Genomic DNA, 19,698 nt, shown 5'->3' on the forward strand with positions numbered 1-19,698 from the left:
GTGGCTGATAAATCGCAAGGAAATTTTACCCAGAACCATTTCTTTTACATAAAGTCCTTAGCCTCATTGAAAATCCTACTAGTGCTCTGTAATCTTATACTTATATAAGGAAAATTTAAGGTAAGTAGAAGAGGAGGCCCTACCATGTTTCGGACTTTACTTAAGTGTTTACTTGTATTTCTATTCATTATTCCCCTTTATCCAATTGGACAAGCTCATGCACAAGTGGAGCTGATTTCCGATACTCCCCTAAGTGAAAGGCTTCACGACATTACACTTCATAGTCCGGCATTAGGAAAACAGACGTCACTTCGTATTATTTTGCCAAAAGGCTATAAAGAATCAGAGGAAACATACCCCGTGCTTTACTTGTTGCATGGTTGTTGTGGTGACTACAAAGCATGGACAGCTCGGACAGATATTGAAAAGGTAACAGAGGATTTGCCGTTAATTGTAGTTATGCCTGATGCAGGGAGAGGTGCGAGTTATTCAGATTGGTATAACGGAGGCGCATATGGACCACCACAGTGGGAGAAGTATCATATAGAAGAACTCATTCCGTGGGTGGAGCAGCATTATCGTGCAAAAGGAACGAGAGAAGGGCGAGCAGTAGCTGGATTATCCATGGGTGGCTTTGGTGCGATGTCTTATGCGGCAAGACATCCTGATCTTTTTGTAGCTGCAGCTTCTTTTTCAGGTGTACTTGATACGAACTTAGACCCCGAGTTTTTAGAGAAGACGATCTTTCAGAATCAGGAAAAAGTGCCACCTGGAACGGTTTGGGGTGACAGAGAAACAAACGAGATTATTTGGAGAAGCCATAATCCTTGGGACTTAGCAGAAAACTTGGAAGGTGTGGATCTTGCCATACACACGGGAACAGGTGAAGCGGGTGGACCGTTGGATGGTGGTTTAGAATCTCCGGTTGAAGAGACTTGCTTTGTGATGTCAACGAGTCTTCATAATCGGTTAGAAGAACTAAACATATCGCATGTTTGGGATAGTTACGGACCAGGTTCTCATACGTGGGGATATTGGCAGCGCGATCTGCACCAAACGTTGCCACGATTCATGGACATCTTTAATGATCCTCCTGAAGCACCAATTCCATTTCACTATAAGTCGGCCGAATCATCCTTTTCTGTCTACGGCTGGGATGTTGAATTTGATCGAGAGGAAATGGAGTTTGCTAGATTGTCTGACGTGACGAAAAAGGGGTTCAAACTGCAGGGTTCAGGAAAAGCGGATGTTCAGACAGCACCTTGGTTCAAGCCGAACGAAAAATATCAATTGAAGATTAAAGGTGATCGAGGTGCTAAAGTTGTGAAGACACGTGCGGATGAAGAGGGAAGATTGCGTGTTGAGTTGGATTTTAGTTCGAAGCATGTAGGGGATACAGTGTCGGTTCGTATAAAATAACAAACAAACAGCGCTGCAGTTGCAGTGCTGTTTGTTTGTAATGTTTTAATCAACCATTTCTCCACCTAATAATTTAAGTCTATCCTCTTCCATTCCAACCACATAGCTCATAGTATAAACGGAAGTTTGTTCAGTGTCATTTACATATTCTTGTGCTTCTAGCGTAATATCAACTTGGTATGTGCCATCACCATTGTCTGTTACATAAGAATCAGTAATTAAAGTATCTAGAGTCTGAGCATAGCCTTCTGTAAAATCTCCTAATGAAGGAGAAGAAGCTTTCCAGTTACCGCCGATCAGATCGTATGCCATCTCATATTCTCCAGCATTCACATAATTATAATATGCTTGAACAGTGTATACCGCATCATCAGGTGTTACTTCGTAGGAAGAATCATATTCTTCATCGTAATCTTCATAATATTCATCTTCCTCATATTCCTCATAAGGCTCTTCGCTGTATTCTTCATTCATACCGGTGTCCGTGTCCGCATCTGTTCCATCATCCTCATAGTATGAATCTTCACCGCTATAATCTTCAGATAGGTCTCCATCATACTCTGGTATTTCGTAATCAAAATCATGATCTTCTTCATATGGCTGGAGATTCATCGGATTTTTTGACCATTCTGCTAATGTCGGCAATACGGCATACAAAGGAATGCTAAATCCAATATTGTTTTCTTTTATGTATTTGACAGAGTTAATGCCAAGCACTGAACCATCTACGCCACTTACAATCGGTCCTCCACTATTACCCGGTGAAATTGGAGCTGTAATTTGATACATATTCTCATAGTAGTAGCTATCTAGTTGGAAGGAGCGATCTAATCCACTGATGATTCCTACAGTTACCGTATTTTGCAAACCGAGTGGACTGCCTAATGCTACTACATCGTCACCTGTTTCCGCTTTTTCTTTTTTCACCTTTAACGGAGTAGTATTTGCTAACTCTTGAACACGAATTAGAGCGATATCCGTATGTTCACTCCGTCCGATCACTTTACCAGTATACGTTTGTTGATCGCTCATGCGTATGGTTACACTAACCTCATATCCTACTACATGGGCATTCGTAACAATATCTCCTTTGTTGTTATAGAGAAACCCTGAGCCTTGGCCGTTGGATGTCTCAATTTGCACAACCTTATCTTGAGTAGCTTTTATTATAGACTTTAAACTTGGCTTTTCTTTTGCAGCCACTTCTTTTGTTATCGTTGTGGTCTTCACTTCAGTTACAGCAGACTTTGCTTGATTTTGTGGAATCGTTGTAAATAGAAAGTAAGCTAGAGATAACCCGCAAATGAGGACAATAGTGACCAACGTCGAATGGAAGAGAATTTTTTTCATCGTATCTATTTCACCTTTCAAAATGTATGTCTATAAAAAATAAAAAACCTACACACTAGCCGTAGGTTGAATGAGTATGTACCTTTAGCTGCCCGGCTGCCATAGTGTGAAGCACCTTAGACCCGTGGCTTTGCGTCCTTACTTTTCAATAAGTTTGCCTTTATATGGTTATCGTACTTTTATCCTATCATATATGGAAAAAAATACAATATCACATTAATTTTTTTGTGACTATAGAACCATTTGGTGAATATCTTAAATCTTGCAACTGAAATTTAATTGTTTATATTTGCACACTATTGAACTCATTTATGTTCATTTATGTTGAGAATTCCTTACATATTCTATATGATTATGGAAAAGCGCTTACATAAGAGGTGAATAAAATGTCCGGTTATTCAATTGGTATTGATTTCGGCACGGAGTCTGGACGAGTAATTGTGGTTGAGGTAAGTACTGGAACAATAAAAGCCATAAGTACCGTTCCCTACAAACACGGGGTAATGGTCGATGTTCTTCCAACAGACCAAAGTGTTCAGATTCCTCACGATTTTGCTCTGCAACATCCTCAAGATTATCTCGATGTGTTATACCATGGCATTCCTGCTGCTATGAAAGAAGCTAACATCCATCCTCAAGAAGTGAAAGGGATAGGAATTGATTTTACTTCCTCTACTTTTATCTGTGTAAACGAGAATCTCGATCCAATATGTTCGGTAAAAGAATTCGAAAATAATCCCCATGCGTGGGTAAAACTTTGGAAGCATCATGGGCCAAAAGAAGAAGCGCAAGCGTTGTTGGACAAAGCGCTCTCTGAAAAAAGTGAATGGCTGAGAAGGTACGGTTTTACAGTCTCAACAGAGTGGTTTATTCCAAAATGCCTTGAGACGATTAATCATGGACCTGAAGTATATGAAGCTACTGATTATATGTTAGAAGCGGGAGATTGGATCGTAGCAAAGCTGACTGGTGAAGTGGTGAGAAGCAACTGTTCTCTTGGTTTCAAAGCTTTTTGGAGTGAGGAAGAAGGCTTTCCGCAAAAGTTTTTCGAAGAATTGAATCCTACTTTAGGGCAGATGGTACATACAAAGTTAAAAGGAAAAATAGGAAAAGTCGGCCAACGAGCGGGTGTCCTTACAGAAGCGATGGCGAACTCATTAGGATTACCCCAAGGGTTACCTGTTGGAGTCTCAATCATTGATGCTCATTCTGCTCTCCTTGGTGTTGGTGCATCACGTTCTAATCAACTCACGATGGTAATGGGAACATCTACGTGTCATATGACGTTAAATGAAGAGTTTATTCAAGTGCCTGGCATCTCAGGGGTAGTGAAAGATGGCATCCTACCTGGTTTTTACGCCTATGAAGCGGGTCAATCGGCAGTTGGTGATCTCTTTGGATGGTATGTGAAACAAGCTCCATCTTCTTATGTGGAGGAAGCCAAGAAACAAAATCTATCTTTATTTACTTATCTGGAATCCTTAGCGATTCAAAAGGAACCAGGGGAAACTGGCTTAATTGCATTAGACTGGCATAATGGAAATCGGTCCGTATTGTCCGATTCCAACTTAACCGGAACATTGATTGGTCTTACGTTGCACACAAAACCAGAGGATATTTATCGGGCATATCTTGAAGCTACAGCGTATGGATCAAAGATAATTATTGATAACTTCGAGTCTTGGGGAATTGCGATTGACCGTGTTTATGCATGCGGTGGGCTGCCACAAAAGAACGAACTGCTCATGCAGATTTACGCAGATGTTTTAAACCGAGAGATTCATGTGTCTTCCACTGACCATGCTTCCGGAATCGGCGCAGCCATGCTTGGTGCAGCTGCAGGAGGGATGGAGTTAGAGGAAGCCGTACAATCTATGAAACAACCTTTTCTAAAAACGTACTATCCAAAGCCAAAGCATGTTGAAAAATATGAGACTCTGTTCGAATTGTATAAAGAAATTCATGATGAGTTTGGATACAAGCGTCCTCATGTTATGAAACGGTTAAAACAGATGACAGTAAAGGAGTAACAAAGATTTTTTGAATAAGTGATAGTTCATAGGATTCTAAAGGACACAGCTTCCAATTAAAATTGAAAGAGAGTTTCATAGACTCGTATTTAGAATGATAGTAATAGCAACAGATTCTTATTGAGATCCTTGAAAGGCGAATATCCTTTCAAGGTTTTTTTATATTTAATTTTTGTTCAACCTTGCTTAAAATTCTTGACAGACTAGCAGCACATGACTATTATTTACATTAACGAGCATAAATGAACTTTAACCGAGCGAAAACGAACAAAAATTACTACTGGTCTTCATACGAGGAGGAATGATTTGTGCAGGAACAGTCAATCCATTCAAGGACGTATCGTTTGTTAGGTCCTTATCAGATGGAAGAGGTTACCGTAAATCGAACGATTAATGAAGGTGAAGTGGTTGTTGAACCGCTGATTGCAAGCATCTGTCATGCAGACTTACGTTATTTTATGGGGCAGCGAAAGCCTGAAGTGCTTACTAAAAAACTTCCTATGGCCCTATTGCATGAGGGAATCGGAAAAGTAGTTGAAAGTAAGAGTAACTCAGTAAGCGTTGGAGATCGTGTTGTGATCGTTCCTAATATTCCAGGGCATCTGCTTAAAAAGGGAGATCCTGAAGAGTGTAGTTCGTACTCGCAACAAGAGTTCATCGCCAATTATGGAGAGAAGAATGTGTTCTTAGGAAGCGGCTATGATGGGATCGCTCAAAATCGGTTAGTTCTACCTGCAGAATGCGCCATCCCTATTCCAGGCTCACTTCCTAATGAAATCGCCGTTCTGTCAGAGTTATGTACCGTGTCCTATCATGCGCTTAGTCGCGTTAAGCAGAAGTTAGAATCCTCTCAGAACACGACGGTAGCGGTTTTTGGAGATGGTCCAGTCGGCTATTTGACGGCCGCTATGATTCACCATGTCTATAACCTTGGTCCTGAGCGATTGACGGTGTTTGGCGCAATCGATGAGAAGTTGAAACAGTTCACGTTTGCTTCAAGAGAGCTCGTCCAAAACTATGATTTTAAATCTACTAAAAAGGTGGATATTATTGTAGAATGCACGGGTGGCGCTTTCAGTGAGCATGCGATCAACCAGGGGATTGATCTTGCCGCACGCGGTGGAACGATCATTTTGATGGGCGTTTCAGAGGATCGAGTTCCGATTAATACAAGAGATGTTCTTGAAAAAGGGCTATCGCTCTATGGCAGCAGCCGTAGCTCGAGTGCGGATTATCATGCAGTTATGAAAGCAATGGAGAGCATAGAGTACCAAAAGACACTCCAAGCGATTCTGCCAAAAAGAAATACACCGATTCACAATCTATCTGATTTTCAAAAAGCTATGAAGTCCGCTTCCGAACATAGACATTGGGAAAAAATTATTTTAGATTTTGACTGGTCGGCATCTTAAATAACATTCATGCTTTTCTTCACTAGAAGGAAAGCTTTTTTATTAAATACACACAAAAAAACACAAATTTCATGTAAACTAACAGAAACAAACAATTGGTGTATGTAAGGGGAGAACGTTATGTTAGCAGCAGAACGAAAAGCAAAGATTATTGAATTTGTAAAAAGGACAAACATCGCAACAGTCACACAGCTTTCTGAGGAGTTTAATGTGCATGAAGCAACGATCAGAAGAGATCTTTCGGAAATTGAGAGAGAAGGTCATCTGAGACGTACGCATGGCGGCGTCATATTAGGAGAAGGCATTCACTCAGAGCCTTCATTCACAGTACGAGCAACCGAGCGTGTTGAGGAAAAACAGCGTATCGGAGCAAAAGCTGCAGAAATGATTCAAGAAGGTGATAGTATCATCTTGGATTCTGGCACGACGACGTTTCAGATTGCAAAATATATCGCGAACAAAACGAATATTACCGTTGTTACGAACGATATTAACATAGCCGCAGAGCTTCGTGATTCAAAAGGAATTAAAGTTATTGTAACAGGCGGTGTGCTTTATCCAGAGAGCTTTATGCTAAACGGTATGTTTACAAATGATGTACTAAAGAAATTACATGTCCATAAAGCATTCATCGGTACTCCTGCGATTCATCCTAAAAAAGGACTGACTCATTTTGAAGAGCTTTTTGTACCAGCTAAGATGGAAATGATTAACGCTGCGAGTGAAGTAATCGTCGTTACCGATCACACGAAATTAGGTGGAGTTTCTCTTCACATGGTTTCACCAATCAGTAAGGTAGATAAACTCATTACAGGTGAGGAAGCTTCAGAAACGCAGATTCAACAGTTCAAAGAAAGTGGAATAGAGACTGTTATCTCTTAAATGCAAGTAAACAAACATTAACGAACACTTAAATGTAAACTTTATGTAAAAACAAACAATTTCGAGCGAAAAGTGATTGACATTTTTGGTAATATTCTTTAAATTTAATATAAATCAACAAAAACAATCATTATAACGCATATGTGAATTTTTTTATATTTGTAAGCGCTTTATTAAGATTTTGTAAATGTTTAAGCAGAGAAGGTTGTTTGCAAAAGGGGGAGCGTCAATGGCATCTATTGAGTTTGTGAATGTGACGAAAGAGTTCGAGAAAAAAGATATTATTAAAGATCTTAACCTCACGATTAAAGATGGAACGTTTACCGTTTTGGTAGGTCCATCAGGATGCGGGAAGACGACATTGTTGAGGATGATCGCTGGAATTGGGCCGCAGAGCTCAGGAGCTGTCTTGATCAATGGAGATGATGTCACAGCGGTGACACCTGGAAAACGAGGAGTGGCCATGGTTTTTCAAAACTATGCAATCTATCCGACGATGTCTGTAAGAGAGAATATCGAATTTGGACTTAAGAATAACAAAGTAAAAAAAGAAGAACGAACAAAGTTGGTAGAAAGCATCAGTGCTGCTGTTGGTCTAACGGACTATTTAGACCGAAAGCCTTCCACCCTTTCTGGCGGACAGCGTCAGCGTGTGGCTTTAGCTCGTGCGATGGTTAAGCAGCCTTCTGTGTTTCTGATGGATGAACCACTGTCTAACCTGGATGCCAAACTACGAGCGCAGATGCGACTTGATCTGATCGAGCTTCATAAAAAGTTAGGCACTACCTTTGTTTATGTAACACATGATCAGGTGGAAGCCATGTCGATGGCAGATACGATCGTGCTGATGAATAAGGGATTAATCCAGCAAGAGGCAGCGCCTGAAGAGATCTATCATGAACCGAACAACCTCTTTGTGGCTCAGTTTATCGGAACGCCGCCGATGAATATTGGAGAACTTGGTGTGGATGGCGTCAAGTTTGGATTCCGTCCAGAGAGTGCGCAAACATCTGATACGCCGGTCGATGAATACTTGAGTATGGAAGGCGAGATCGCAACGCGTGAGATGCTTGGCTCAGAAACGCTTTACCAAATGAAGTACAAAGATAGCGCGTTCATGCTGAAAAGCAATTATGCCTTCTACAAAGTAAACCAAAAGATACACATAGGGGTCCCTGAAGATAAGATTTATCTCTTTGATTCAGAAGGCACACGAATAAGAAAAGACCATGAACGTTATTCCTCGTATCTAGAAGCTTTAAGAGGTTATTGATATGAAGAAAAAGACGTTCTGGGAAACCTGTAGACCTTATGTTATGATCGGCCCTGCCATGATTGGTATCTTTTTGTTTGTGATCTATCCCATGCTCTACTTAGTCTACCTTAGCTTCTTCAAATACAATTTATTGAACAGTGCGATGAGTCGGTATGTTGGCTTTGAAAATTATATTCAAATTTTCAACAGACCTGATTTTTATAAGTCACTTACGAACACCGTGATCTACACGGGTGGTGTTGTTGTTCTGACGATGCTCATCTCCTTGTTTTTTGCGGTATGGCTCAAAAAACAAACTCGCTTGAATTACATTATCCAAGCGGGAATCTTCACCCCACATATCATTTCAATCGTTTCCGTTTCACTCGTATGGCTATGGTTGATGGAACCAAATCTAGGGTTTCTAAATTTTGCTCTAGAAAAATTAGGTCTTCCAACATCACAATGGCTGCAAAGCTCGAAAACAGCACTTTTTTCTATTATTATCGTATCGGTTTGGCACGGCATTGGGTATTACGTTCTCATTTTGGTCGCAGCGCTGCAAGGCATATCACCCAATATCTATGAGGCGGCGGAACTCGATAACACGAGTAGATTCAGAGTTTTTCGCAGAATTACGCTGCCGCTCATCTCACCACAAATGTTTTTTATCTTGATCATCATGACGATCGGCTCGTTCAAAGTCTTTGATACGGTTCGAATCATGACAGGTGGTGGACCGAACAATGCAACGAATACGCTTGTCTACTATATTTATGGATTCAGAACGACAAACATTGGTTATGCGGCCGCTACTGGCGTCGTGTTGATGGTCATTATCGGAATTCTAACGTTTATCTATTTCCGTTTGATGTCGAAGAAAGTTCATTATCAATAAGTTGATAGAAAGCTAGATAGAAAGGGGGATCATAGGTTTTGAAAAAACATAACGTTTGGTTGTCGGTAGATTTCTTGCTAAAAGCAGCCATCTTACTCGCCTTTATTTTTCCGTTCCTATGGATGATCTCGACCTCGCTTCAGACGTTTCAAGAAACACTCAGCGTTCCGCCTACATTGATCCCGTCTTCACCGCAATGGATCAATTTTGTAGAGGCGATGACGTCAGGACCGTTTGCAACTTATGCCAAGAACTCGATCATCATTACGCTGTCGATCATCATTATTCAATTTCTTGTGATGATTCCGGCAGCCTATGCGTTCGCTAAATATGAGTTTTTCGGAAAAAACGTGCTTTTTGCTCTCGTGTTAATCGCATTTATGATGCCAGGGCAGGTAACTTTTATCCCGATCTACTTAATGATGGCAGATTGGGGTTTGATCAAGACATTGATTCCGCAGATTTTACCGTTTATGTCTAACGCGTTTGGAATCTTCTTGCTCCGACAATATTTCATGCAGATTCCTGAGGAGATTATTGAAGCAGCGAGGCTCGACAATGCGAGTGAATTTAAGATCATGTGGAAAATCATGACGCCGATGGCAAAACCAGCACTCGCCACAATTGCACTTTTCAGTTTTGTCAGTCACTGGAATGATTATTTCTGGCCGCTCGTTATGACAGATTCAAATGAAGTTCGGCCGTTAACGCTTGGTATTGCGATGTTAAAGCAATCTGAAGGAATCAGTAACTGGCACATTATTATGGCTGGTAACGTGGTACTGGTTATTCCGATTCTAATCGTTTACTTATTATGCTCCAAACAGATCGTCAAAGCTTTTGTGTATTCAGGTATTAAATAAGTTATATAAAAGATGGGGAGGGTTATGTTATGAAATTGAAGTACGTATTAAGTGCAATGGCTGTATTGGTGTTTATGATGCTTGCGGGTTGCCAAGGTGAAACTGAGAAAACTAGCGGCACGAAGTCCAAGGAAGGCGGTACGGCAACGATTCAATTTTGGCATTCATTAGGCGGTAAGAACGGCGAGTTCATGGATCAGTTGATTCAACGATTCAATGATAGCCAGGATGAAGTGAAGGTAGTCGGTACTTTCCAAGGAACGTATGATGAAACGTCGACTAAGCTTCAACAATCGATCTCAGCAAGTACAGGTCCTGATGTTACGATGCTTGAACGTTCATATGTACAACAGTTTGCAGAGTCTGAAGTGCTTGAAGACATGACACCTTATCTAAAAGAAAGCGGATTGAAGAAGGGTGATTTTACAAAAGGTCTGATGGGTCATTCAACATTCAACGATAAGCTTGTTTCATTACCATTGAATCGTTCAACACCAATTCTTCACGTGAACAAAACGATTTTGGATGAAAAAGGCTTAAAAATTCCTACAAATTGGGATGAATTAAACGAAGTGGCAAATGCACTTGTTGTTAAAGAAGGCGACAAAGTAACACGCTATGGTCTTACGATGCCTTACGATACGTGGTACCCGATCGCTATGATCTCACAATCAAAAGGTACTTATTTTAACAAAGATAAAACGTCTATCGGATTTGCTAAAAATGATGTTGGCGTTAAAGTGTTTCAATACTTAAAAGACATGCAGAAGACAGGCGCTCTTTATTACCCGCCAGCTCAGGATTCAGGAAACATCGTCAATCAAATGTTCGCTGCTGGAAAAGTGCCTCTAATGTTCCAATCTACAGGTACGATCGGTGACATCAGCCAAAATACAGACTTTGAGTATGTAACGGCTTTTCTACCTAAGAACAAAATCCACGCTACGCCAACAGGTGGTGGGAACGTTGCCATGCTTGCAGGATCTGAAAACAAAGAAGCTGCTTGGAAGTTCATTGACTTCATGATGGAAGATCCAAAAGGCTTACAACAGTTTATCGTTGAAACAGGATACCTTCCGTTCACAGAAAAAATGGTGAATTCAAAAGAAATTCAAGATCTTTGGGCAAAAGAGCCGAACAAGAAAACAGCGTATGATCAGTTAAAATATGCAGTAGACAACAACAAGAGCGTCGTTTGGCCAGAGACGATGCATGAGTTCTTCTCAGCGATTGAAGCGATCATGTACGACGATGAAGAAATCGAACCAACCCTTGATCAATTTAAAGGTGAAGTAGAGAGAATCCTCTCCGAAAGTTAATGTAATGCCCAAAAAGCCTAGAGAAAACAGTCAGTTCAATACGTCTAACTGATGACTCTAGGTTTTTTGTTTTTTATGTATCATTTTTGTTGAAAGTGAACTCAAATGTTTTCTTCTTAGATAGTTGATTGAAGTGAAGGTGCGAGACTCCTGCGGGAGCAGTGGGACAGTAAGTGGAAGTGGCTTGTTCAGCCCCGACAAGCAGAAGGTGAATGGGTTGGAAGGCGCTCTTTGCCTTCTTAACCATTTAACTTTTGGCCTCGAGGGGCTAGCCACTGTAACTAGACAGGTGAGACTCTTAATAGCGCTTAGCGCTAAGAGGCTCACCGCACACCCCGCGGAAAGCGAGCAACCTGGAACGGAAATCAACTGCTGTCAAGAGCTACAAAGACTTTGCTATTTTCTAACTGAAAGGATGAAACAAATGATCGAACAACTTAAAAACACCGATACATTTTTTATCGCGGGCCATCGCGGATTTATGGCAAAGTACCCTGAAAATACACTCATCGCGTTTCAAAAAGCGCTAGATGCTGGAGTCGATATGCTCGAATTCGACCTTCGCTTTTCCAAAGATTCCGTACTCATGGTCATTCACGATGATACGGTGGACCGAACGACGAACGGTACAGGAAAAGTTAGTGATTTTACGCTTAGTGAGCTAAAAAGTTTATCTGCAGGAGTAGATCCTGATGGACAATCACATACCATTCCGACTTTAGAGGAATTTTGTGAGTTGTTGAAATCGTATCCTGACGTTCTTTTTAATGTAGAGATCAAACCAAGTCCTGATGCAAAACGTGTGGCGGCTGCAACCATTCAAACGTTAAAGGATTACGATTATCTACTGCGTTGTGTATTTACGAGTTTTGATGCAGATATCGTTGCGTATATTCATGACGTTTATGGTCTTCGGACACAAGGCTTTCCTGGTGAACAAATGTTTAACTTTGTACCAGGACCAAACGGAACCTATTCGAAAATGTGGGCAGCAGGGATTAGTATGAAGCTGCTTACTCCTGATTTAATAGAAGAATTTAAGGACCTAGGTATTTTAAGCTGGTGTTATTGTCCGGATACAAAAGAGCAAGTGTCTCAAGCTCTTGAATTAGGCATCAATGTTTTAACGTGTAACAATCCGTTACCCGCACTTGAAGAACGAAAGAAACAAAAAGATGAAATTAAAAGTTAAAGGAGGACGACCTTGCATATAACTTTTCCTTTTATCGTGAATTATGAGATGTATCTTCGCGTTTTAATCAGCGCCATCTTAGGCTTTTTGATCGGCTGGGACAGAGAATCAAAGAGCAAGCCTGCTGGAATCAAAACATACATGTACGTGTGCGTAGCGAGTACATTGATTACGTTGATCTCTCGATTTACAGTGTCGATGAGTTCAGTACGATGAGTGATACGATCCGAATGGACCCGATGCGATTGACGGCGCAGATTGTGGCAGGTCTCGGGTTCTTAGGCGGTGGCGTCATCATAAAAGACGGCGTTCAAGTGAAAGGCCTCACGTCAGCTGCCATGATTTTATTGGCGGGTGGAGTCGGAATTGGCATTGGGACTGGCTTCTATGGCATTGTTAGTTTTGCTGTTGTTATCTCACTAGTTTTAGCAAAGCTCGGCAACCATATGGAGAGTAGAAAAATGGCGCGCCTTGAGAGAGAAATGAACAAGAATGAAGTGCATTTATAACAATAGGAGGCTACTAATAATGAAAACATGGAAAACGAGTGTTGTAAAAAAAGGCGTAGGTATGATAACAGTATTGGCACTTTCATTGAGTCTATCCATTCCCGCAAGTGCAAAACAAAGCGTTCCGCATTCAAAAGTGTTTGCCCCCTCACATGAACTTTTTCGAGATAAAGCTCTACATAATGGAACGGTTCAACAATCATTTGGATTCGATGATGTGAATGGGCATGTGTACGTGATGCAGTTAATGGCAGGCGGCATCCAACTGCCAGGTGAAGATGCTCCGGTCAGTGGGGCTACTCGCAGTCTGAAGGGTGATCTGACGTTAACCAAACTTGATCTAGCCGGAAACAAACTCGGTTATATGTATTTAAAAGGCTTTGGCCATGGTGTGCAGATAGGAATTGAAACCGAAGATGGTGTTCCTTTTATTTGGTCAGAAACCGATTCAGTTGCTGAAGGTAAAGAAGGATGGGGAACACAGCTGGCTCGTTTTCCATTTGAAGATGGTGCAATTCTAACGCCTGATTCTGCTTCTTTAGAAAAACACCGTTTGGTAGAAAGAGCCGATCGAACAACTGTAAACATTGATTCAGCCAACAACCTGCTTACCATGCGGTATCGAATGAATGGTGTCTTTCATTTTGGTGTATTTTCGTTAGACGATGTAAAAGAAGGAAGATATGAACCTGTAGCGGATGTGGTGCAGCCCTCTCTAGGCACGTTTCAAGGGTTTGCGAGCTACGGTAGTTTCCTCTATCTTCTAGAAGGAAACGCATATGGTTCGAACGGATCTGTTGTACCGATTGGAAACACGTATATTACGGTTGTGAATCTTCAAAATGGTGGCGTGGTGGATCGGGAGTTATTTACAGGAGGGCAAGATCTTTCATTTAGAGAGCCAGAAGGTCTAGGAATTCGTGTTCCCGATATTCGTCATCCGCATAAAGCTCAGTTATATGTAGGGTTTGCTTCAAATTTTACTCCGAACCGATTGTCTAATCTGCTGTATATAGATGAATTGAAACCGTTGAGTCGAGTGGTGAAGTAGACATTTTGATTGAGGAAGCTTGGGAGAATTCTCAAGCTTTTTTGTTTATTTGAAAGGTGACTGCGACGACCCATAGGAAGGTGATTTTGACCCATAGAGTGCGTGGAACGACCCATAGAATTTACGAAGACCCATAGAAGTGTGAGAATGACTCATAGGATTCACGGGACGACCCATAGACACCGGATTTTGACTCATAGAAACGTGATAACGACTCATAGAAGGTCCATATCGGTGCAACTCCAGATGAATTGAAGCAGTAGCGACCGAAGAAAATACCTCTCTGCTACTTAACGCATGACTACTTACAGCCTATAATAGTAGTAAACCCAACAAAGTTAGGAAAATTTATAAAATGAAAAGAATAGTAAATTGGTTTATTGAGCCGTATATCATTATAAGACAGGAATGGAAACTTCTCTCTGCACGCAATAAAGAACCTATAACAGCTTCTGAAAAAAGACGAATAAATCAGCTGCGATTCTTTAACATCATGCTAGCGGCTGTGTATACGTTGTTTTTCTACATGTTTGTTGGTGACTTAATCATGCTGATACGCGGAAACTGGGTTTCACTGCTGGGTGTTGTATTTGGTTTCCTGATGATGGTTCTGCTAAAGAGAATACAAGTTTCGCGTTATCTTAAGCGGCGTGAAGCTTATATTAAAAATGACGAGACACTTATTGAAAAATAGTGCTCGCCACCGCCAAAAAAGAACAAGCTGACTCTCTAAGAGCCAGCTTGTTTTCTGTCTTACTTTTTCGCTACATCTACAATTCGACCTTCCACTTTTGGAGCAACCGTCTTTAATTTAGCTACATAATCACGTAGGTTTTCCCAATCGGATAATCCAAGATCTGTTACGCGGCCTTGCTCATAAGCGGTTTTGAATACTGTGTATCCATCTCCACCTTTTGCAGTGAAGGCATTCGTTGCGATTACATATTCTTTTGCTGTATCAATTGCTGTGTAAGAATCATCAGCATTCTTTACTTCCATCGTAAGTACACGGCTACCAGCAGCTTTTGTGCTGTCATACGTGAACTTCATACCAGAAACGTGTAAGAATCCGCCGCTTTCTTTTGGAGATTGGCTTACACTGTGCTCAAGTGCAGTTTTAATCTCAGCACCTGTTAACTTCATCGTTGCTAACGTGTTACCGAATGGTAGTGTTGTTAAAACATCTCCGTATGTGATCGGACCAGCATCGATTGGAGCACGAATTCCGCCACCATTTTGAAGAGCAAACGAAACATTTGGATTCACTTCTTTTGCTTTGTTTAACATGCCATCTGTGATGAGGTTACCTAGTTCAGTCTCGTTACCTCGTACACTTGGTCCGCCGTTATCAGAACGAGGATTCTCAAGTGCTTTTGCTGTTTCGCCACCAGTTGGTGTGTTCTTTAGCTCAGCAATTTTGCTAGAGTATTTTTGTAAGAGTTTTGCAGCTTCTGGATCGTCCGTCTTTGTTTTTACTTCAATTAATTTACCAGCTTGATTGATGACTTGGCCTTTTCTGTTGAACTCCACGTCCAATGTTCCTAGGAAATCACCATATTGATAGGCTTGCACGATAACCGTTGAATCTTTCGTTTTGCCTTTTTCGTCTTCTTTAATAACAACAGGCGCGTTTAGTTGCGTATGGCTGTGGCCACCAACAATAACGTCAATCCCATCCACATGTTTTGCTAATTCTAGATCGTTATCGTATTCCGGGTTATCATCGTAACCAAGGTGAGTGATCGCAACAATTTTGTTAACACCACGGCGTTCTAGATCTTTAACGGCTTTTTGTGCGGACTCGATATAGTTTTTGAATTCAACGTTTTCAGGACTTGCGATGTCTGCTGTTTCTTCAGTCGTTAAGCCAATAAATCCAACTTTTTCATGGTTAACGCGTTTGATAACAGCTGGATAGATGTTGCTATCTTTCGCTTTGAGCGGAATTCTTTTATTCGTAAGGGCTTTCATATTCAAATCTTTTGAAAAATCGACATTCGAACTTACAAAAGGAAAATCTGCGTTTTTCACAAAATCCGCAAGCGCTTCGTGACCTTCAGGGCTAGCACCAAGATCAAATTCATGATTACCAAAAGTCATAAGGTCATAGCCTACTAGGTTCATAAACTCAAGATCAGCTTGTCCTTTAAACTCGTTAAAGTAAAGAGTACCTGAGAATACGTCACCAGCGTCTAATAGTAATGCATCTGGCTTTTCGGCGCGAACTTCTTTAATCGCTGTAACACGTTTTGCTACATTATCTAAATGAGCATGTGTATCGTTCGTATGCATGAGTGATAGGTTAAATGTACGATCCTTAAACTTATGTTTCTTACCTTGAACTTGGTCGTCAGCTAAAGCTGGTGCTGCAATTTGGGAAGAAATCAACCCAACTGCAAGAGAAGAAGCAAGCAATTTTTTAAACTTTTGATTTAAAACCATACCATCACAATCCCTTCAAATTAGTCACACTATTATTAATTTAGCATGTAATCATGTAAAGTGAAGTCGAAATTTGTCGAATAAAGTTTGAATTTAAAAGTTTAATAGGAACTTAATATTTTTAATAGTTCAGGGTGTGTCACTTCATTAATAAAGTACGTATTTTTTGTCTGTTGATTCATGATTTGATAGGTATGTAGTGAAGGTTTGATAAGAAATTTCCAATGCGCTCCCGTTTTTGGAGAGTTTACATATTTATCTGAGGGTGTCATCTGTTTAGTGAAAGATTCAAGATCTGTAAGAAGGAATTTATCAAAATAACGAATGAGCAAGTAACCTTTATAATCTTTTTGTTGGAAACGATCGAGGTTTACTTTGCGAACATCAAACCAGCTGTATGCATTCTGAACAGAAGGCGATAACACAAAGAGATTCCTCTTCGTATAAATCGTAGTGTTCGAATATTGTCTCAATTTTAGATCTACTGTTAAAACATTCTTATTTACTTTTGAAGAGGTGGCTACATTCCCCATACATAATCACTCCGTTTTACAAGATAAGGTAATTATATCGCAAAGTAATCAGAGGATAATACAATTTTTTACAGAAATATACAAGAGATGTTGAAAATTGAGGGGAATGAAAATTCATGACAATAACCACACAATGGGATGAACGTTCTATACGTCTATCTTTGAAAAAGATAGAACCGGGCTTAAAGAAATACGTAAACATTCGCAACATGATATACAATGTTGATTTATCTACGAATCTAGCATTTAAACAATCGTTTAACGGATTCTATCGAATGCGGCAGCGGAATCAATTGTATTACGACACGTTCTATACGTTTATGGAAGCAAACAAATATAAGGCACCATCATTTGCGGAGACTTTAATGCACTTGAATGAGAAATTAAACAGAGTTGAGGCATCTTTTTCTAGCAAACTGGTTGCAACCATTAATCCTGATCTGCCTGTTTGGGATAGAGTAGTGTTAAATAATTTGGGGTTAAAAGAGCCAGCGCAATATGATAAACATAGAATCAGTAAAATTATCTCGTTGTATAACGAAATCGTGGCGTGGTACGGGATATATTTAGAAACAGAAGAAGCAAAGGAGATCATCCGGATGTTTGACACGGAGTATCCAGAAACAGGATTAACGGATACGAAGAAAATAGATTTGGTATTGTGGCAGATTCGCGAACAATAAATACAAAGTAGAGGCTGACAGAAATTTTGTCATGTCTCTTTTTTTATGAGCTTCTTTAAAGTGACTTATTGGTTAATAGTTTTTGTCCCTAATCCCTGATAGATAGTATGTTTAGAAGATATCGAAATGTGAGATGCTGTTAGTACTTATATTCTAGATAGGTAGGGGACTAATATGAATGAAGACCGATCTTTCGGTAAAGGCTGCTTTTGGGGATTACTTATATCCATACCATTTTGGATTTTAGTAGTTTTTATCGTACGATTTATAGTTAACTAGCACTTGGAATCTAAAACCTGGGTTTTCTTGATATAAGCTGTTTATTCTTGATAACAGCCCTTACATTCTTGATATCATACTCTATTTTCTTGATAAATCACTTAGAATTCTTGATAAGTCATTATGAATTCTTGATACCCACTCTCATACTCCTGTTACATCCTGCTTAACCCCTTCAAGCATACCTCCATTTGTAAAACTATGTTAAGAATACACATAGTTACTGTAAAAATCAGTATAATATCTTCTTTTTTTAGTAAGATGAGTAAATATTTAATTTGTAATTGAACTTATAACTAGAAGAGGTAAGATCTATGAAGTTTATTTACAACGATTTAAAGAAATATCACTTTGAGGTAAGCATCGGGTTGTGTTTTTTCTTGCCGCCTGTTGGCTTATTATTATTGCTGTTCATAGGTTGGTATTCTTTACATCGAGTGTGGAAGGAGAATGGTTTCTTTTCATTTACACTAGGTCAATTTTTATTTGGAAGTATGTTCATCTCTACGATTGGATCCTCTATTATAATGAAGAATTATTCGTTTTTTCTAGTATCGGCACTGATTCTGGCTTATATGGGAATTTACGTTAAAATGTCAACCGATGGGGTACAGAGAACATTCACTTCTTTTAAATGGTTAACTATTGCCGGTGGGCTTTATTGTTATGGTCTATATCCTTTTCAACAAGAACTTATGATACATCCGGTCGCAAGTTTTCTAACCGGCACAACGTTGGTGGGTGCTACGCATATTGAAGAATATGAGAGATTAATTGGAGCGGCATATAACCCAAATTTTTCAGTGGCATTATTGCTTTTCGGACTATCCTTTCTTCTAGCAGAATGCTTAAAATCAATTAGAAAATCTTGCTGGATTCAATTGGGAATTCTCATGGTGACTGTTCTGTTCTTTCTACATGCCATCATCCTAACTGGGTCAAGAGCAGGCTTTTGCATCTCGATCGTTATCTTAACTCTTTTTACGTTTAGATGGAACAAGCTATTTGCACTCATGCTGATTGCCGTGCTTGTTCTAAATCATAAATTAATCCTAACCTGGATGCCTCGTTATGATGAACTGATCCGGTCTGCTGATGTTAGAAAAGAAATTTGGGTGCGTTCATTTGAAATCTGGCAGAATCACTCTTTATTTGGGGCTTCACCAATCGGTTTTTATCAAGAATATTTTTATCATTATCACGAAAAAGTACCACATGCCCATAACGTCATTCTTAGTATGTTTGCAGAGTATGGAGCACTTGGAGGTATTGCTTTTCTGATCGTTATAATCATCAATGGATATAAGATAATATGGCTATATCTCTCGAAAGAAACCGATAAGAAGTATCTGGATGTGTATCTTCTGTCTTTGCCTGTAATACTCTTAACGGGACTAGTGGATCATGTTTTGTACTCACCACAAGTCGCGATTATGGCAATAATCTTACTAGCTTCGTGGGATAAATACACAGCAAGACTTTATTTGATCAATCCTTCTATATGGATTTTCAGGCGAAAATGGATGTGGTGGAATACATGGAAAGCATCGAAGACCCCAAAAAACTAGACCCCTTCACAGA

Annotated in this window: 18 protein-coding genes and 1 riboswitch; of the genes, 15 read left to right on the top strand and 3 right to left on the bottom strand. The window is 40.0% G+C overall.

All coding sequences use genetic code 11. The features are described from left to right. The first annotated feature begins 144 nt into the window (after nt 1-144). Entirely contained in the window at nt 145-1,419 is a 1,275-nt protein-coding gene (locus HU823_RS07570) for an alpha/beta hydrolase (RefSeq protein WP_197221655.1), read from the top strand. 45 nt (nt 1,420-1,464) lie between these two features. On the opposite strand, the gene HU823_RS07575 is transcribed toward HU823_RS07570, so the two are convergent. Next, nucleotides 1,465-2,769, bottom strand: coding sequence for a S1C family serine protease (locus HU823_RS07575; protein ID WP_197221656.1), 1,305 nt, complete (start codon nt 2,767-2,769; stop codon nt 1,465-1,467). A gap of 83 nt (nt 2,770-2,852) precedes the next feature. Further along, nucleotides 2,853-2,938, bottom strand: a riboswitch (cyclic di-GMP riboswitch). Nucleotides 2,939-3,155: 217 nt separating this feature from the next. On the opposite strand from HU823_RS07575, the gene HU823_RS07580 reads away from it, so the two are divergent. The 12 genes from HU823_RS07580 to HU823_RS07630 all read left to right on the top strand — a co-directional run bounded on the left by HU823_RS07580 (nt 3,156) and on the right by HU823_RS07630 (nt 14,874). Then, nucleotides 3,156-4,799 carry a ribulokinase gene (locus HU823_RS07580; protein ID WP_197221657.1) on the top strand — a complete coding sequence of 548 codons (1,644 nt, stop codon included), beginning with the start codon at nt 3,156-3,158 and terminating at the stop codon, nt 4,797-4,799. Between the two features lie 308 nt (nt 4,800-5,107). Continuing rightward, nucleotides 5,108-6,211, top strand: a complete 1,104-nt coding sequence (locus HU823_RS07585) for an alcohol dehydrogenase catalytic domain-containing protein (protein ID WP_370630051.1) — start codon at nt 5,108-5,110, stop codon at nt 6,209-6,211. Between the two features lie 120 nt (nt 6,212-6,331). Further along, on the top strand, nt 6,332-7,093 hold the full coding sequence (locus tag HU823_RS07590; RefSeq protein WP_197221658.1) for a DeoR/GlpR family DNA-binding transcription regulator: 762 nt from the start codon (nt 6,332-6,334) through the stop codon (nt 7,091-7,093). Nucleotides 7,094-7,322: 229 nt separating this feature from the next. Next, entirely contained in the window at nt 7,323-8,366 is a 1,044-nt protein-coding gene (locus HU823_RS07595; protein WP_197221659.1) for an ABC transporter ATP-binding protein, read from the top strand. Nucleotide 8,367: 1 nt separating this feature from the next. After that, on the top strand, nt 8,368-9,246 hold the full coding sequence (locus HU823_RS07600) for a carbohydrate ABC transporter permease (protein ID WP_066398459.1): 879 nt from the start codon (nt 8,368-8,370) through the stop codon (nt 9,244-9,246). A 122-nt stretch (nt 9,247-9,368) separates the two neighbouring features. Continuing rightward, entirely contained in the window at nt 9,369-10,109 is a 741-nt protein-coding gene (locus HU823_RS07605; RefSeq protein WP_225218893.1) for a carbohydrate ABC transporter permease, read from the top strand. Between the two features lie 29 nt (nt 10,110-10,138). Further along, entirely contained in the window at nt 10,139-11,428 is a 1,290-nt protein-coding gene (locus HU823_RS07610; protein ID WP_197221661.1) for an ABC transporter substrate-binding protein, read from the top strand. Between the two features lie 424 nt (nt 11,429-11,852). Next, nucleotides 11,853-12,620: a glycerophosphodiester phosphodiesterase family protein gene (locus HU823_RS07615; protein WP_197221662.1), complete on the top strand. Its 768-nt coding sequence runs from the start codon at nt 11,853-11,855 to the stop codon at nt 12,618-12,620. Between the two features lie 12 nt (nt 12,621-12,632). After that, the gene (locus HU823_RS22100; protein WP_255548958.1) at nt 12,633-12,836 is read left to right on the top strand and encodes an MgtC/SapB family protein; all 204 of its coding nucleotides are present in this window, start codon (nt 12,633-12,635) and stop codon (nt 12,834-12,836) included. Then, complete coding sequence (locus HU823_RS22105; RefSeq protein WP_255548959.1) at nt 12,833-13,129, top strand: MgtC/SapB family protein; 297 nt, start codon at nt 12,833-12,835, stop codon at nt 13,127-13,129. The genes HU823_RS22100 and HU823_RS22105 overlap by 4 nt, the downstream gene beginning before the upstream one ends. Before the next feature lie 19 nt (nt 13,130-13,148). Further along, a complete protein-coding gene (locus HU823_RS07625) occupies nt 13,149-14,180 on the top strand; it encodes a hypothetical protein (protein WP_197221663.1) in 1,032 nt (343 codons plus the stop codon). A gap of 355 nt (nt 14,181-14,535) precedes the next feature. Then, the gene (locus tag HU823_RS07630; protein ID WP_197221664.1) at nt 14,536-14,874 is read left to right on the top strand and encodes a hypothetical protein; all 339 of its coding nucleotides are present in this window, start codon (nt 14,536-14,538) and stop codon (nt 14,872-14,874) included. Nucleotides 14,875-14,933: 59 nt separating this feature from the next. Here the strand turns inward: HU823_RS07630 and HU823_RS07635 are convergent, their stop codons facing one another. Both HU823_RS07635 and HU823_RS07640 read right to left on the bottom strand, forming a co-directional pair. After that, entirely contained in the window at nt 14,934-16,472 is a 1,539-nt protein-coding gene (locus HU823_RS07635; RefSeq protein WP_197221999.1) for a bifunctional metallophosphatase/5'-nucleotidase, read from the bottom strand. Between the two features lie 251 nt (nt 16,473-16,723). Then, the gene (locus HU823_RS07640) at nt 16,724-17,155 is read right to left on the bottom strand and encodes a hypothetical protein (RefSeq protein ID WP_197221665.1); all 432 of its coding nucleotides are present in this window, start codon (nt 17,153-17,155) and stop codon (nt 16,724-16,726) included. A 116-nt stretch (nt 17,156-17,271) separates the two neighbouring features. Between HU823_RS07640 and HU823_RS07645 the strand changes: the two genes are divergently transcribed. Both HU823_RS07645 and HU823_RS07650 read left to right on the top strand, forming a co-directional pair. After that, on the top strand, nt 17,272-17,838 hold the full coding sequence (locus HU823_RS07645; protein WP_197221666.1) for a hypothetical protein: 567 nt from the start codon (nt 17,272-17,274) through the stop codon (nt 17,836-17,838). Between the two features lie 593 nt (nt 17,839-18,431). Then, the gene (locus HU823_RS07650; RefSeq protein WP_197221667.1) at nt 18,432-19,685 is read left to right on the top strand and encodes an O-antigen ligase family protein; all 1,254 of its coding nucleotides are present in this window, start codon (nt 18,432-18,434) and stop codon (nt 19,683-19,685) included. Nucleotides 19,686-19,698: the final 13 nt, after the last annotated feature.

This window comes from Fictibacillus sp. 18YEL24, from assembly GCF_015903855.1.
In the GTDB taxonomy this organism is placed as follows: Bacteria; Bacillota; Bacilli; order Bacillales; family Fictibacillaceae; genus Fictibacillus; species Fictibacillus phosphorivorans_C.

Coding starts and splice junctions, on each gene's coding strand:
- HU823_RS07650 (WP_197221667.1), top strand. CDS start 18,432: ATGAAGTTTATTTACAACGATTTAAAGAAATATCACTTTGAGGTAAGC.
- HU823_RS22105 (WP_255548959.1), top strand. CDS start 12,833: ATGAGTGATACGATCCGAATGGACCCGATGCGATTGACGGCGCAGATT.
- HU823_RS07595 (WP_197221659.1), top strand. CDS start 7,323: ATGGCATCTATTGAGTTTGTGAATGTGACGAAAGAGTTCGAGAAAAAA.
- HU823_RS07580 (WP_197221657.1), top strand. CDS start 3,156: ATGTCCGGTTATTCAATTGGTATTGATTTCGGCACGGAGTCTGGACGA.
- HU823_RS07605 (WP_225218893.1), top strand. CDS start 9,369: ATGATCTCGACCTCGCTTCAGACGTTTCAAGAAACACTCAGCGTTCCG.
- HU823_RS07610 (WP_197221661.1), top strand. CDS start 10,139: ATGAAATTGAAGTACGTATTAAGTGCAATGGCTGTATTGGTGTTTATG.
- HU823_RS07600 (WP_066398459.1), top strand. CDS start 8,368: ATGAAGAAAAAGACGTTCTGGGAAACCTGTAGACCTTATGTTATGATC.
- HU823_RS07570 (WP_197221655.1), top strand. CDS start 145: ATGTTTCGGACTTTACTTAAGTGTTTACTTGTATTTCTATTCATTATT.
- HU823_RS07645 (WP_197221666.1), top strand. CDS start 17,272: ATGACAATAACCACACAATGGGATGAACGTTCTATACGTCTATCTTTG.
- HU823_RS07625 (WP_197221663.1), top strand. CDS start 13,149: ATGAAAACATGGAAAACGAGTGTTGTAAAAAAAGGCGTAGGTATGATA.
- HU823_RS07640 (WP_197221665.1), bottom strand. CDS start 17,155: ATGGGGAATGTAGCCACCTCTTCAAAAGTAAATAAGAATGTTTTAACA.
- HU823_RS07615 (WP_197221662.1), top strand. CDS start 11,853: ATGATCGAACAACTTAAAAACACCGATACATTTTTTATCGCGGGCCAT.
- HU823_RS07575 (WP_197221656.1), bottom strand. CDS start 2,769: ATGAAAAAAATTCTCTTCCATTCGACGTTGGTCACTATTGTCCTCATT.
- HU823_RS07635 (WP_197221999.1), bottom strand. CDS start 16,472: ATGCATACGAACGATACACATGCTCATTTAGATAATGTAGCAAAACGT.
- HU823_RS07590 (WP_197221658.1), top strand. CDS start 6,332: ATGTTAGCAGCAGAACGAAAAGCAAAGATTATTGAATTTGTAAAAAGG.
- HU823_RS07630 (WP_197221664.1), top strand. CDS start 14,536: ATGAAAAGAATAGTAAATTGGTTTATTGAGCCGTATATCATTATAAGA.